General features: G+C 53.1%; 12 protein-coding genes. 5 read left to right on the top strand and 7 right to left on the bottom strand.

All coding sequences use genetic code 11. The features are described 5' to 3' along the window. Position 1: 1 nt before the first annotated feature. A complete protein-coding gene (locus FJ146_12775; GenBank protein MBM4252839.1) occupies positions 2–1,066 on the top strand; it encodes an ABC transporter permease in 1,065 nt (354 codons plus the stop codon). Next, complete coding sequence (locus FJ146_12770) at positions 1,059–1,925, top strand: ABC transporter permease (protein MBM4252838.1); 867 nt, start codon at positions 1,059–1,061, stop codon at positions 1,923–1,925. The genes FJ146_12775 and FJ146_12770 overlap by 8 nt, the downstream gene beginning before the upstream one ends. A 12-nt stretch (positions 1,926–1,937) precedes the next feature. Here FJ146_12770 and FJ146_12765 read toward each other — a convergent pair whose 3' ends face one another. From FJ146_12765 to FJ146_12755, 3 genes are all read right to left on the bottom strand, one after another. Continuing rightward, positions 1,938–2,816: a hypothetical protein gene (locus tag FJ146_12765; GenBank protein MBM4252837.1), complete on the bottom strand. Its 879-nt coding sequence runs from the start codon at positions 2,814–2,816 to the stop codon at positions 1,938–1,940. Positions 2,817–2,829: 13 nt separating this feature from the next. Further along, entirely contained in the window at positions 2,830–4,128 is a 1,299-nt protein-coding gene (locus FJ146_12760; GenBank protein MBM4252836.1) for a hypothetical protein, read from the bottom strand. A gap of 124 nt (positions 4,129–4,252) precedes the next feature. Continuing rightward, entirely contained in the window at positions 4,253–5,218 is a 966-nt protein-coding gene (locus FJ146_12755; GenBank protein ID MBM4252835.1) for a hypothetical protein, read from the bottom strand. 138 nt (positions 5,219–5,356) lie between these two features. Here FJ146_12755 and FJ146_12750 point away from each other — a divergent pair, with 138 nt between their 5' ends. After that, positions 5,357–6,586, top strand: coding sequence for an ISL3 family transposase (locus FJ146_12750; GenBank protein MBM4252834.1), 1,230 nt, complete (start codon positions 5,357–5,359; stop codon positions 6,584–6,586). Between the two features lie 610 nt (positions 6,587–7,196). Here the strand turns inward: FJ146_12750 and FJ146_12745 are convergent. Then, positions 7,197–7,598 (bottom strand): hypothetical protein, encoded by a 402-nt coding sequence (locus FJ146_12745; GenBank protein ID MBM4252833.1) that lies wholly within the window; start codon positions 7,596–7,598, stop codon positions 7,197–7,199. A gap of 110 nt (positions 7,599–7,708) precedes the next feature. Beyond that, positions 7,709–8,917, bottom strand: a complete 1,209-nt coding sequence (locus FJ146_12740; protein ID MBM4252832.1) for an ATP-binding protein — start codon at positions 8,915–8,917, stop codon at positions 7,709–7,711. A 392-nt stretch (positions 8,918–9,309) separates the two neighbouring features. On the opposite strand from FJ146_12740, the gene FJ146_12735 reads away from it, so the two are divergent. Continuing rightward, a complete protein-coding gene (locus tag FJ146_12735) occupies positions 9,310–10,482 on the top strand; it encodes an ATP-binding protein (protein MBM4252831.1) in 1,173 nt (390 codons plus the stop codon). Here FJ146_12735 and FJ146_12730 read toward each other — a convergent pair. Continuing rightward, positions 10,464–11,900: a VWA domain-containing protein gene (locus tag FJ146_12730; GenBank protein ID MBM4252830.1), complete on the bottom strand. Its 1,437-nt coding sequence runs from the start codon at positions 11,898–11,900 to the stop codon at positions 10,464–10,466. The genes FJ146_12735 and FJ146_12730 overlap by 19 nt on opposite strands. A gap of 155 nt (positions 11,901–12,055) precedes the next feature. Beyond that, entirely contained in the window at positions 12,056–13,372 is a 1,317-nt protein-coding gene (locus FJ146_12725; GenBank protein MBM4252829.1) for a VWA domain-containing protein, read from the bottom strand. Positions 13,373–13,649: 277 nt separating this feature from the next. Here FJ146_12725 and FJ146_12720 point away from each other — a divergent pair. Then, on the top strand, positions 13,650–13,848 hold a 199-nt coding region (locus tag FJ146_12720; protein MBM4252828.1), incomplete at its 3' end, for a hypothetical protein.

The raw sequence follows: 13,848 nt of genomic DNA, 5'->3' as shown, positions 1-13,848 counted from the left end.
TATGCGCAATGTTGCCCAGTCGCTGCGGCCCGTCGTTGCTGCCTTGGTCGGTCTTCTTCTCGGTGTAGGGCTCACGGCGTTTGCCGGAGAAAATCCGTGGCAAGTACTAGTCGTCATCATTCAGGGTGCAGTCGGTACGTCTTATGACCTTGGCATGACACTCTTTTATGCAACGCCGCTCATTTTTACCGGTTTAGCCGTGGCACTTCCATTTAGAGCTGGTCTCTTTAATATAGGTGCCGAGGGCCAGCTGCTGATGGGTGCTGTGGCTGTGGCGGCTCTTGGCGTCTCGTTACCTAATATTCCGGCCCCCTACAGTGCCGTACTCGCTGTACTAGTTGCCTTCGCCGGCGGTGCTCTGTGGGGCGCAATGGCGGGTTGGCTGAGAGCCTACCGTGGCAGCCACGAAGTCATTACCACCATCATGCTCAACTTTGTTGCCGCTGGGCTGACGAGTTGGGTAGTGCTGGCGCTGATCCCGAGCACGGATTCACAAAATCCTGAGTCAGCCAAGATCGGTGCTGGCTATATGTGGCATGCTTTCAGTCTATTCGGTGGTGCGCCCGTGACGGCTGCTTTACTTCTGGCCGGTTTAGTCGCGCTCGGCATCTGGCTGGCACTTAAATACACCGTGCGCGGTTTTGAGCTGAAAGCTACGGGCCTAAACACCGATGCGGCTCGCTTTGCTGGTATCGATACGCGCCTTACCCAGCTATGGGTAATGGCTATCGGTGGTGGCCTAGCTGGACTTGTCGGCGTGGCTGAGGTGTGCGGCAACAGCGGTAGATTTCGCCTGGGATTTTCTCCCGATTACGGATTTATCGGGATCCCTGTGGCACTGATGGCTAGGGCTCATCCGCTGGGACTGGTCGCCAGTGCGCTGATGTTTGGCATTCTGCAGAAGGGTACCTCGGAGCTTGATCTCGAGACGGATCACGTGACCAAAGATTTGGCTGGTATCATTCAAGCCATGGTCGTCTTGGCTGTTGCGGCTGATGGAGCGCTGGCGTGGCTCATGCGCCTGCGTCGGCAGACGGCTGCCAAAGGAGGTAGGGCACATGGATAGCTATCTCCTAGACATCTGCGGCGCCTCGGCGCGCTTAGCGACACCGCTGATATTTGCCGCCATGGGTGGCCTAATCTGTGAGCGCAGCGGGGTCATCAATATCGCACTCGAAGGGATGATGCTCGTTGGAGCGTTTGCCGCCGCTGTGGTGACCTACGATCTGTCGTCACCGTGGCTTGGTCTTGTTGCCGGTGGCGCGACTGGATTACTGCTCGCTGCATTTTATGGCTGGATCGTGCTGCCGCTGCGTGCCAATCAAATTGTCGCCGGCACAGGTATCAATATGCTGGCCTACGGTCTGCCGCCCTTCTGCGCCAAAGTGCTCTATGATGTTACTGGCTCAACACCGGCCATCGACTTGGTGCACCGGTTTGCCTATGCGCCTATTGTGATCGCGCTTGTGCTCCCGGTCGTCCTAGCAGCGGGGCTAAGGTTTACGCGTGGTGGCCTGTGGTTGCAGTTTGCCGGTGAGCACCCAGCAGCGCTCGCTGCTGCAGGCATTAATGTCGCCAGAGTGCGGTGGGCTGCGGTTTTGGCCTCCGGCTTTTTTGCTGGTCTCGGCGGGGCAAGTCTCTCGATCTTCCTGTCGTCGTCGTACTCGCGCAATATGACCTCTGGCCGTGGATTCATTGCTCTTGCTGCACTGATACTCGGCAAATGGAAGCCAGTCCCGACGCTCGTGGCTTGCTTGTTTTTCGGTTTAGCTGACGCTATGCAGATGCGTCTCCAGGGTATTGAACTACAGTATTTGGGCAAGGTGCCCGTGCAGTTTATTCAGATACTGCCTTACGTCGTCACCATTGTTGTTTTGGCAGGATTTGTCGGGCAGGCGCGCGCTCCGAAGGCGCTAGGCAAGTAAAAGTGCGTGTGATTACTGAGACGTCAGCGCCTCCAGCGTGACGTCCAGTTTATGATCCGCGCTCAGCGACTCAACAGGAATTAGTTTATCACTGTAGCCGCGAGCTAGGACAGTGATCGTGGTGTCACCGGCAGTGATGGGAATTTCCATTAGAGTCGAGGGACACTGGTACCGTCGCTCGGTGGCGCCTGCTATGACGATTTCGTCACAAATGGGATTCGTGGTGACGGTGAGCACAAAGTCTGATGTTGGAGGGGGCGGAGCGTCTGGCTTTGGGGGAACGTCTGCACTGGGCGCGCCCTCAGTCGCTGCGGCCACCGGCGGTGTGACTTCGCTACTTGGGGTGGCAGCGGGTGCTAGTGATGTTGGGGGAGTGGATGATGCTGGTGGCTCCTCGGCTACAGTAGTTGCCTCATTCACCGCAGTGGGAGGGACGCCGCACTCTTTCTTACTGCCCTCATGAGCTGCGACCATATTGTAGCTGCAGCGACGCCAAATGGTGACCTCGTCCTCAGATTTGCAGCTGCGCATGCGCGGTGAGTCACAGACTAGACCAACGATGCAAGGAGGAGGAGCAAGATCAGCAGGCGGGCCAACCTCCGTGGCTGAGCGTGCGGGGCGGTTTTTAACGGCTCTAATGAGCACTTCGGCTATGGCCGTGTTTTCGCAGGTTTGCGTGGCTCTCATCTCAGCAATTTCATCGACAATCGCTGTTGCCGTGCATCTGACAATCATGTGGTCGCCGTCGGTCACGGTTTCTGGGCCGTTAAACCAAGTGGGTGCGCGGCAGCGGCTGGCCGCCCAAGCTGTCGTCGCGGTGAGCGATGCAACGGCTGACGGCACCAGTAAGAACAGTGCCACGATTATTAAAGTTTTGTTTATGACACTCATCGTCTGGTCCTGATCACGGCGGATACTTGGTCGGGAATGTTCTTGGATCGAATCTAAAGGTGGTGCCTACGCGTGGCAACTTCTGGTTGAGGCGGATAAAGAGGACTGCGCCCTCTTCGACTGGGAATCCCCGTGGCGATTTCAGCTTGGCCTCCGGTCCGTAGAAGTGGACGACGTGTCCCTTAACCGTTTCGCCATCGACCTCGGCTAGGAGTCTGTCGTTCATTTTCAAGCCCCAGGCTCTGCCGCGATCGAGATAGACCCAGGCGCGGTCGCGCTTAACGACTTGGGGCCACTCGGCGAGTTGTAGGGTTTTTTCCTCAGCTTTCACGAGTGAGACCAGGCTATCGTAGCCTGGACCCGTCAGCTCCACTGTGGCAGCTGCACCGTCACGGCCGAGAATATTACCCTGATAGTCATCATGAACGTGTTTACCGTATACAGATTCGAGGAGCGCACCAGTCACGGTGAACTTAACCGGCACTTCAGGTTTGAAGGTAGCCTCTCCATCGTGCATCCAATCGAGCAATAACATCCGCGTTGGCCGCTTAAGTGCGGCGGGTTGACCGAGCAAGTCCCTGAGTAGTCCTAAATGGTCGTGGCCTAGGGAGCGCACCACCGTGTGCTCTGGTGCCAACTGCTCCTCTAGGAGTTGATTGAGGCACCAGCTACTACCCTCGTCGATGCGTGTGACTTCTTTGCCAAGAGTTAAACCTAGATGCATCGCATCCGTTGCGACTTTGGGCTTAATCGTCGCCTTGGCGATCGCTTTGGTGGCGAGGTCTTCTAGTTTGCTCGTGAGGAAATTGGTCATCTGCTCTTTAGTCCGGAGCTTGGCCCAGTCACCGCGCGGGATAGCTGTATGAGCTGACCCTAGCACCGTATTTAGTTTGCTATCCGTTACCGTGACAAAGAAGAGATGGCGATTCATGATCGAGCACCAACTAGGCTCCACCGTCACCGATGGGACGCCAACTGCCGCCTTAGGTTGACCAGCTTGTATTTGGTCAGTGCGACGCTGATTATTATGGGTTGGCTTGGTGCGCGTTAAGGACTTGGTGACGAGGTCGGGTGCAGTGAGCCAGCTCGCTGCTAGAGCTTTGGCGCTCGCATTAAGTGCAGGCCTTGTACGCGCGGCTTCGGCACTATCGATGTTGAGTAGGCGCCACGGCATACTGAGGCCCGCCGGGTAGGGTAGGGGGGCTGGGGCCTGATCCACTGAGCCCGGGGCAGCGGCAGACAGTAACAACAGGGCTAGGGCACCAAGCAATGGCACGCTGCTGCGTTTGAGATTTGGGTGACTAACCCCCATGGATCCTCCCTACGAGGTATCGGCAAAAATTGCCGGGGGATTAGCACCCTAAACTTGGTTTATTTAGTCATTTGGTGGTTGCGATAAAAGCGGTCGATTAGCACAGCAAATATAGGACATCATCTCAACTAGGCGCGAACAAAGGCGTCACCGTGCGTTGCTTGATTGTCTTTAAGCAGGCGGACTGGCCGTCTGAGTCCCTGTTAATGCCCTTTTGATCGTTGGTGATCACAATAGCCTCGGGGATTGCCTCCCAATGCCTGAGATCCGGACGAACGGTGCTCTTCACCACGTCGCCACTAGAAGCCATCACGGCGACGCCGCCGCGCAGGCTGAGCTGGCAGAGGGCTCCTTTCACATCCATGCTCACATCAGCGGTGCAGCCACCCACGGCAATGCCGGCTCCGGCAACTACGGTCGAGATGCCGTAAATGATGCCGACGGGCATGCGGATCCAGGTCTTGGCGTTGACCAGCGGGTGATAACTGTTGCTGTGTCGAATGGCGATCTTTTTAAACCAGGTATTAGTTGGTACGACGATCGAGCTAGGGTCTGAGCAGGTGGCGATAAACGGTGTAGTTGGTTTCACCGCAAGGAAGCCGTTGGAGGAGTCGGTAAACTTAAGCGACCAATCGAGCTCCGGGAAGTTGCCAACGGCAGCTATGTGCCACGAGGGGGTGCTTGACTTGAGGTCGATATTCTTGACGCGATTGGCCGCAAAATAGCGCAACTCTGACGACGATTGTGGCGATTTACTGAGCCAGAGCCAGAACGGCCGCGATGAATAACCCTCGCGCGGGAAGTTGTCCCACAGGGTGGCTTGCAGCAGGGCATTGACCGGATCCTGGCCGTGGTTATAAGTCGCCGCGACCTCCTCATTATAAAACCTATTGAGCTCAGCCGTGACCTGATCCGTGCGCTGCAAATTGACGAGTGCCATGGTGATCAAGAATGACAAATACCCACGCTCGTAACTCTCTAGTACGTAATCGGTGACCGTACCCTCGGCGACAAACAGCTCGAGCGACTCTTTGAGGACGGAGTAAGTTTTGTGACTATAAGCGTCCCGAGCCTTAGAGCCTATGGCCACGGTTTCTTCGTAGCACTCGTTGGCAAATAACTGCGAGACACGATTAAGCGTGTCGATAGGATCTGACCAGCGGATCTTCTTTTTAGGGGCATCAGGAATTCGAGTGGCTAATCACCGAAAACATGTATAATCCAGGGAATGAACGACAAAGATTTATACGCTCAAATTTTAGGCATCTCATTCCCGTGGTCAGTTGAATCCGTGAAGCTCTCAATTGAGTCTAACTCAATCACAGTGGCCCTCGAGTTTGACCAGAGTTACTCATTTCCCTGCCCAGAGTGCTCGGCAGAATGCCCACGTCACGACAAAAAGCCTCGCAGATGGCGGCATCTAGATACATGCCAGCTAGACACAATCATTGAATGTCAAGTCCCGCGGATTAAATGCACGGAGCATGGCGTAAAAATGGTGAGTGTCCCATGGGCCGAAAAGGGATCTCATTTTACGTTATTGTTTGAGGCATTGGTTATCAAATGGCTGGAAGCCGCTCCAGTGTCAGCGGTATCTGAACGCATGAGAATTGACTGGGATTCCGCTCTACGAATCCAGCACAGAGCTGTTGAGCGCGGGTTAAATCGCCGAGGCCCTGTCACGCCAATTGATATATCAATCGACGAGACTAGCGAAAAGAAGGGGCACAACTATTTGACTGTTGTCAGCGAAGGGGGTTGTGTACTCCACGTAGAGGCAGGTCGTGACAAGGAGTCCATTGATGCATTCTGGAATACCCTATCTGATGAGGCTCGTGCAGGCGTCCGAAGCGTCAGCATGGATCTGTGGAATGCCTATCGTTCAAGTACCCTAGAATATGTCCCAGATGCCGAGTCGAAGATTTGTCTCGACCGATTTCATGTTGCTGGATATTTCGGAAAGGCCGTTAACGATGTTCGAAAGAAAGAGCATCGCAAGCTAATGGCAGAGGGTGACGAAACTCTAAAGGGCACAAAATACGATTGGCTAAGAACAAGCGCCGCAATCGATAATCGCAGCCGAAGAAGCTTCATGGAGGTGGCAAACAGCGCGCTAAAAACATCTAGAGCTTGGGCGTTAAAAGAGATCGCGCATGGCCTGTGGGATTATGTGTACATAGGTGTAGCTGAACGAGAATGGAAGCAGTTGCTGTCGCGTATGGCGAAAAGCCGACTTGAGCCAATGAAGACGCTGGCAAAAAGCTTGAAAAAACAACTTTGGATGATCATTAACGCGATCAGGCTAAAGGCGAACAGCGGCAATGCGGAAAGCAACAATGCTAGAATCCAGAAAGTAAAAAAGATGGCATGTGGCTTTCGCAACACCGAGAATTTTAAGATGGCGGTCTACTTCCATCTTGGTGGATTAGACTTGCAACCTGACTTGCTCGCCACTTGATAACCGGAAGCCCCTCTTTTTAAGATGCGTGCAACGCTCCGGTCCTAGGGGAGGGATTTTATCGCCGTCAGAGGTGGTGACGCAGGCGCTGAGGATGGCTAAAGATAGGACGATGGGAGCGAGTAGTTTGTATGATTGAGTCATAAATACCCTAAAGCCCTAAAGTTTAAAAACCGGCGCAGCACGAGAGCATAAAGTGATTTTTCATGTAGTCTGGCGATTTTAGTCTAACTTGCGATACTCGCCGCGATCAACTGTGAACGATGGAACATGGACTGGCCACTCAATTCGTTTTGGTGGTGCTCCCCTGTTAAGGGGCTTGTGTCGAGTCTCAAGGAGCAAATCGATGAAGATACCATCACAGTAGATTGGTACTTGCCGTAGTGGCAAATTGATAAATAGGTTTGCGACTGATGACCGGAAGATAATTGAGCAGCAGATTGCGAGTTATATCTCCGCAGATCATTTTGATGCTTGGGTCGTTTTTGAGCGACTTACTGTGCGAGCGATGCGGCGGTTTGACCGTTTTTCCGCGGATTATCGTAGATTTTCCCGATATGCAAATATTCACAAGGGATGTATTAGTGACGAATTCATTGCGACAGAAAAGTTACGCCTTGGTCTTGCGACCTCGCCGGATCTGGTTAGGTTCGCAGCTAAGTTGACTGAAGACGTCTTCCTCGATTAGGTGATGCATAGGATCGATCCACGGGTTATGCACCAAGTATGGATTCTTATCTCCAGTAGCCAGCATATACACTCTCTGATCTGGAACAAAACGGTTCACGTAGCGATGGTCGGACGTGTAGGTCACGATATGGTATTCTGGGTTCTTCTCGCAAAAATCTTGCAGTGACGGTGTATTGCTACTTTGAAACATACCAATTTGGCTGAACGGATCAAAGCCAAGCCAAAGTATCTCGTCGCGATCGACTATGATGCTCACAGCCTTATGAAAGGCAGCACCGTCTAGGATCAATTCCATGTGCTCTTTGTTGGCAACTGCGCCCACGAATCACCCCCTTCGCCCATTGATGGCTTTCGGCATAGAGGGCTGTGACCCTTTAATTGTCGTGGGTGAGTAGTGTTCTCGATAAGCGAAAATCTTGCGACTTTGGTTAATCAAGGTCGGGTGTTGTGATAACTTGGTGAACGAGGCATTAATCCGGGTAACTCGTCCCGCCAAAGTTTTTGCATGAAAGTGCGCCAGTGGAGGTGGTGCACTTCATCCAGTAAGCGATCCAAGGGGTCGTTTGAGACGACATAGTATTTAGCTACTAGTCCGTCTTGCTTGAGCGCTGCGAGTCCGCTCAGGTCGCTTCTGCTCACTTTGGTCGTAGATTTGACCTCAATAGCGACGCGATCCTCGATGATAAAATCTACTTCGATCTTGTCGTCTGTGCGCCAGAAGTAAAGCTTGTCTTTGATACGGCGATAGCTCAGGTATGCTTGGAGCTCCATGGCAATCCAGGTTTCAAATAGATTACCGTAAAGATTCGAGTTGCGATCGACGTGCTTTGTACCTGCTAGAGTATTGACCACGCCTGTATCGAAGAAATAAAACTTGGCCGTACTTATGGACTTACGTGATGTTGGTTTTTTCCACGGCTGTAGCTGAAAGCCGACCAACGTATCCTCAAGGATTTGAAAATAACCTGCGACTGTAGGAGCGGAGACTCCAGCATCTCGTGCGATGTTTGCGAAATTGATCAATTGCCCATTACTCAAGGCCGCTAGACGTAAAAACTCGACAAAAGCAGGTAGTTTTCGTATCGCTCCCTCTGCCTTAATTTCCTCGTTGATGAAGGTGCTGACGTAGGCATCTAGTTGCTCGATTGGGTCCGAGCTGTTGACGACTGCAGGTAGCCCACCAAAGCGAAGATACAGATCTAGATCAAAGTGCGGCAGCTCTGCGTAGGTTAGCGGAAACATTTTGGCAATCCAAGCGCGACCAGCCAGTAGATTGACCCCCTGGGACTTCAATTTGCGCGCACTGCTACCGGTGAGCAAAAAGCGCCAGCCATGCTCTTCGATGAGCCGGTGTACCTCGTCGAGCAGCACAGGGATCTTTTGCACCTCATCTATCACAACGACGACAGCGCTATCTGCAGTTCCTGGGCGGATCTCGGCCCTGATCATAGACTCAAGTAGGGACGGATCTTGTAAAAGACGCATCTGAATAGAAGAACGTAGGAGGTCGATCTTGATCGCTATGTCTTTTAGGGTGTTGCGGATCAGGTAACTTTTACCTGTCCCCCTGGGGCCGAACAGGAAAAATGAATTTTTCCTGATTAAATCGGGTAGGTTTAACGTTCTTTGATAGCCATCCATAGAAAAGTATTACTTTCGATTTTGGTCAAAAATATAAAGTAGCACTTTTGAATGCGGATCACAAACTTTCTCGAAAAGGGCGTGCGGTCACTGGCGCTAGGTTACTGAAATAGTGAGCACCACTGATTTAATTCTTAGCACATGACATTGGGTAAATCGGTGCCCTGGGTCTAAAATTGAGGTGAAAAAATTTGGCATTTATAGGGCTAAAGTTTTCGGTGTTTAGGACCCGGTGCCTGGACTTTTTTCACCGCTCGCCCGGAGCAGCCGGGCGCGGAAACTGAAAGGCTAAGGTGGCGGCATGCATGCGGTTCTGGTTGATTTCTATTCCTACGATGGTATTGTAGAAATAGAAGCGAATATTACAATAGCGTTGTAAATAGTGTAACATAATGAAATTCAAGCGTTATTTAAAGCCACCCGAAGACTCGTTCTTGCTGCTGGGACCGCGAGGCACCGGCAAGTCGACATGGATCCAGGAGTCCATTGCAGCCGACTTGGCAATCGACTTACTTGAGAGTGATCGCTTTCTAGAGCTTTCGCGAACACCAAGTCTACTGCGTAAAATGTGCGAACCTCTAAAAGAGGGTGCATGGGTCGTCATCGATGAAATTCAAAAGGTCCCCGGACTCCTCGATGAAGTCCATGCTTTGTACCAGAAAAAAAAGCTGCGGTTTGCGATCACTGGCTCAAGTGCACGCAAATTAAAAATGAATCATGCCAATCTCCTCGGCGGGCGCTTGCTTGATTTGCAGTTCTATCCTCTTAACGGCTTAGAACTCGGTGATGCCTTTGATTTGAACTCTTGCCTGCACTATGGCTCGTTACCTGGCATTGCCAGTGACTACAGCAAAAGCGTGCCGCGACTTGCCAGTTACCTGACGACTTATCTTCGTCAAGAGATTTTGGAGGAGGCAGTTGTACGCAGCCTAGATCCATTTCGTCGGTTTCTCGACATAGTAGGGCTGACGAACGGTCAGTTATTGAATAAGGAGTCAATCGCTCGCGAAAGTCAGGTCAAGCGTACTACAGTCGATCACTACTTCGGTATTTTGGAAGATACGCTTCTCGGTACTATGGTGTCTGCTTGGTCGCCAGGACTAAAGACCAAAGAAAGCAGGCATCCTAAATTTTATTTGTTTGATCCAGGCGTAGTTAGTGCCACAGCTGGACTGCTCAACCAGCCTCTCGAAAGCGCTTTCCTAGGCTTTCAGCTCGAGACCTTTGTGCTTGGGCAATTACGTGCCTACTTGAGTCAGACGTTCAAGCTGTTCCCGATTTATCACTACACCATTAATGGGTCCTACGATATCGACTTGATCATACAGACCCGCAAGCCCGTCATGGGTAAACCCGGAGAACTGATCTGCATCGAGATTAAATACGGGAACAAATACCGCTCTGAATGGACCCGTGGACTGAGGGACTTTGCAGGTCTGAGCAAGGACAAAATCAAGGCCACTCATCTTATCTACTGTGGCCAAGATCGTATGCGAGACGATGGTGTCGACATCTGGCCTGTAGCTCAGTTTATAACTGAGCTTTTTCAAGGTGCAGTCATCTGATACGTGATCTCTGCCCGAGCACTAACTGTGGTGCCAAAAGACGTCGTTGCAGAAACATCAAGCTGACTCAGAGTTGGTTTACCAACTTGTCCCTCGAGTTCAAATGGTTCGGTCACCCAGTAATAGCGATTAGGCATGTCCTTACGTGCTTCCAATCTGTCGATTTTGACCTCGCGGGCGCCGCTGGCAGAGAGCACTTCTGCCGTGATGTCCTCTTTCTTGATCCCAATGAGTGGCTGACCTAGGCTTGCCGCTGCCTGAACTAGTTCTTGAGCATTCGCGGTCACACGCACCGCCTTCGGATCACCGGTTAGTTGCTCCAGATAGCCCTGCGGATTATTGGCACTGCCGCTGGTGTAGCCGACAAATAGGGCAAAAAGCGTGACATCCGGAATTTGGCGCAGAGCCTGCGCTGCCTGCAGTCCGGAGCTACGTGCGTCACCCAAGCCCACAGTTGGCGAGCCATCAGACACGAAGTACACCAATTTTTTACCGGGGATGTTAGCCAGGACGGATGCCGCCTCAGAAAATGCGGCGTAGTAGTTGGTGAATCCCGCTAAATCGGCACCGCAGAAAACATTGGCACTTAGAGGTAGCTGATCGATGGGAGCAATTCCTGCTGCCGTCCGCGCAGCGGTGGAAAAGTTGACGACACCGGCGCGTGCCGTAACGTTAGGCATGGCGCGATATTTCTCCGCTAAAACTTGAGCCGCACGGAGGCGTCCGCAGCTGCCACCAGAGGTCTTGTCATTGGGGCCTTCAAGGAGTGCGCCCTCCATGGATCCAGAATGATCGATGACGAAGAGCAGGGTGACGTCGCCTGTCAATGCAACTTGAGGGCATAACTCGCCGGCAGCGCGCACTTGCGCGCCAGCCTTGCCAAAGAATTCCGATTTAAACGGTACGTCATTCTTCGCTTGATCGTTGCACGGTAACCACAACACCCCGGACGCATCGCTAAACAGGCTACCTTTATCGCCCGGTCCGCCACCACCTGGCGCACCCACGGGAACGTTGCCGTTGCCACCACCTTGGCCGCCACCCGGCGCAGTCTGATTGGCACCGTTGTCGCCTCCGCCACCTGGTGCATCACCAATCGTGGGGTTGTTACCTTGAGCGAAAAGCGCGTCCACTAGGTCTTTGAGTGGTTGGCCTTGTACCCAACCCGGCACTTTGATGTCATTGGTTGGCGGTGTCCCGTAGGCCTGTGGGTCGATCGCGGGATCCGCACCGTTGATGCCTGGGTTTTTAGTGCTGTCGTTACCAGTACCGTTAGCCGATGGGCGCGAACCCTTAGCACCGGTTTCCTTGCCGCCAAAGCTAGCTTGGTTGCAGCCAAATACTAACGAGATTGTGAGTGCCGCCAGGCCTGCGGCCACGGCGAAACGCGGGAGTCGAAGTGTACCCTGAGTACGCATTTACTTACCTTTCTCATATTTCGACTCCCCTTATTTTAGTTTAGTAGCTGCAAGAACTGTGCGCGTTACCGTGTCTATAGAATCCAATGAGTTAGACCGAATTCAAACAACAATCGTTTAATACCTAGTCGTTTTTAGTCGTGCTTTCGACAGGATCACGGTGTGGTCCGGTGATAAGTGATGTCGGTCGTCGTGCTAACGGTGCCGCCCAGTGATGTCGTGGCCGTTACGCCTAGCTGTTGCAGTGTCGGCTTACCTGCTTCGCTGATGAGCTCGAAGGGTTCGGTGACCCAGTGGTAACGGTTTGGTGTGTCTTTACTGGGCTCGAGTCTTTCGATCTTAATGGCGCGGTTGCTGTTGCCCGAGGATAGCTGGGCGACGATATCCTCTTTTTTGATCACTATGATCGGCTGGCCTAGACCGGATGCTGCTTGCACCAGCTCCTGGGCATTAGTGGTGACACGCACGGCCTGAGGGTCGCCAGTGATTTGTTCGAGATACCCCTGAGGATTGGTAGTTTTGCCGCTCGTGTAGCCGACAAAGAGGGCATACAAAGTGACGTCCGGAACCTGACGCAGAGCCTGGGCAGCCTGCAGGCCGGAGCTACGCGCATCGCCTAAACCAAGAGTCGGTGAGCCATCGGAGATAAAATAAACAATTTTTTTGCCCTGAATTTTTGAGAGAACCGAGGTTGCCTCGGAAAATGCCGCGTAATAGTTAGTGAGTCCCGCCAGATCCGCGCCGCAGAACAGAGAGGCGTTCAATGGTAGCTGACTGAGCGGAGCCATGCCCGCTGCGGTCCGCGCTGACGTCGAGAAGTTGACGACGCCAGCCCGCACATTGACGTTCGGCATGGATTTAAACTTGTCGGTCAGAGCCTGAGCGGCACGGAGGCGTCCGCATGAGCCGCCACTGGTCTTGTCGTTGGGGCCCTCGCCGCCAGCACCTTCCATCGATCCCGAACGGTCAATCACGAAGAGCACGTTAACGTCGCCCGTGATCTGAGTCGTAGGGCAGAGCTCGCCAGCGACGCGTACTTTAGCGCCTTCTTTGGCGAAAAACTCTGACTTCAGTGGACTCGCATTGAGGCCTTGGTCGGCGCAAGGCAGCCATAAAACACCCGAGGAATCATTGTGGATGCTGCCGTTCTGGCCCTCATCGTTGCCACCGATGGTGGGCACGCTCGGTGTAAAGAGTCCGTCTATTTGCGATTTCACTGCTGGGCCCTGCGTCCAGCCAGCTTTGCTGATGGCGTCGGTAGTGGGGGTTCCGTAGGCTTTGGGATCGACTGCCTGGAGGTCGCCTGCTACGGCCCCTCTCTTTTTACCCTGGACCCCCTGCTCTTTGCCGCCAAAGCTTGCATTTTTGCAACCCCATGTCAGAGCGGTCGTAAGAACGGTCAGACCAGTCACTGCTGCAGTGCGCCGCAGCGGCATCATCCGCACGAGCCGCAAGGTATGTAAATTCAGCATCGGCCTTCCTTTCTCTTATGAGACTCCCTTGATCAGCATCGTCGATTGCAAGAAGTGAGCGCAATCTAAAACCTTGGAAATTCGCAATCTTGAGTCTTTGGTAAGGGGCGTTTGTCAAAAGCTTGGGCACCCAAGTGAGTGGGATGGTAGGCACGAAAACCCTAATGGTCGCGGACTTGAAGGTCGGTGCCAGACAATTGTACGGTATCTGCTAGGTGTCCACCTGGTTTTTGTGTATTGTGACGGATGTTCCCAGTTGTCTGGAGTCGAGGCGATCATGGCGTTACTTACCCCCGCGGCTGATCTCAGTCGTGGTTTTAAGACCTATATCGAAGGCGTACGGTGGTTGTGGGCGCATCCTCGCTACTTGCTGCTCCTTGCCGTGCCATGGTTTGGTGGGTTTGGTAGCGTGGTGGCAGGTCTGACGGCGATGGTGGCCTACGCACCTGAACTGACGGCGACGCTCCTGTTCACCC

The organism is Deltaproteobacteria bacterium, from assembly GCA_016874735.1.
Classification (GTDB): domain Bacteria; phylum Bdellovibrionota_B; class Oligoflexia; order Oligoflexales; family CAIYRB01; genus CAIYRB01.
This window is presented reverse-complemented; position numbering and strand designations above follow the sequence as displayed.

Excerpts from the sequence above, each read along its gene's own strand:
- FJ146_12725 (MBM4252829.1), bottom strand. The coding sequence starts at position 13,372 with ATGCTGAATTTACATACCTTGCGGCTCGTGCGGATGATGCCGCTGCGG.
- FJ146_12740 (MBM4252832.1), bottom strand. The coding sequence starts at position 8,917 with ATGGATGGCTATCAAAGAACGTTAAACCTACCCGATTTAATCAGGAAA.
- FJ146_12760 (MBM4252836.1), bottom strand. The coding sequence starts at position 4,128 with ATGGGGGTTAGTCACCCAAATCTCAAACGCAGCAGCGTGCCATTGCTT.
- FJ146_12770 (MBM4252838.1), top strand. The coding sequence starts at position 1,059 with ATGGATAGCTATCTCCTAGACATCTGCGGCGCCTCGGCGCGCTTAGCG.
- FJ146_12750 (MBM4252834.1), top strand. The coding sequence starts at position 5,357 with ATGAACGACAAAGATTTATACGCTCAAATTTTAGGCATCTCATTCCCG.
- FJ146_12735 (MBM4252831.1), top strand. The coding sequence starts at position 9,310 with ATGAAATTCAAGCGTTATTTAAAGCCACCCGAAGACTCGTTCTTGCTG.
- FJ146_12765 (MBM4252837.1), bottom strand. The coding sequence starts at position 2,816 with ATGAGTGTCATAAACAAAACTTTAATAATCGTGGCACTGTTCTTACTG.
- FJ146_12730 (MBM4252830.1), bottom strand. The coding sequence starts at position 11,900 with ATGCGTACTCAGGGTACACTTCGACTCCCGCGTTTCGCCGTGGCCGCA.
- FJ146_12775 (MBM4252839.1), top strand. The coding sequence starts at position 2 with ATGCGCAATGTTGCCCAGTCGCTGCGGCCCGTCGTTGCTGCCTTGGTC.